This is a genomic window from Paraburkholderia sp. SIMBA_030 (assembly GCF_046535245.1).
GTDB lineage: Bacteria > Pseudomonadota > Gammaproteobacteria > Burkholderiales > Burkholderiaceae > Paraburkholderia.
This window is the reverse complement of the sequence record NZ_JAWRXB010000436.1, coordinates 1-275: the sequence shown is the minus strand read 5'-3', so window position 1 is coordinate 275 and position 275 is coordinate 1. Positions and strand designations below refer to the sequence as shown.

Below are 275 nucleotides of genomic sequence, written 5' to 3'. Positions count from 1 at the left end.
CGGGACCGGTGGTCACCCATCAGCCACAGCCGTGACTCGGGCACAACGACGTCGAACTTTTGCAGGCTCGGCACATCCCCGGGGTACAAATAGGGTTCCTCAAGTGCCTGACCGTTCACTGTGAGGTGGCCCCCGGCGTCGCAACATTGCACATGGTCCCCGGGAAGCCCGATGACCCGCTTAACGTATGTGGTATCGCTGCCAGTGAAGCCGAACCATTGACCCGCGCCGGAAACTGCGTCCGCAAGGGGTCCCTTTCCGCTGCTCAACGGGGC

At 62.9% G+C, this 275-nt stretch carries 1 protein-coding gene; it reads right to left on the bottom strand.

All coding sequences use genetic code 11. The features are described 5' to 3' along the window. On the bottom strand, positions 1–269 hold a 269-nt coding region (gene lepB / locus SB772_RS40675), incomplete at its 3' end, for a signal peptidase I (protein ID WP_410838608.1). Positions 270–275: the final 6 nt, after the last annotated feature.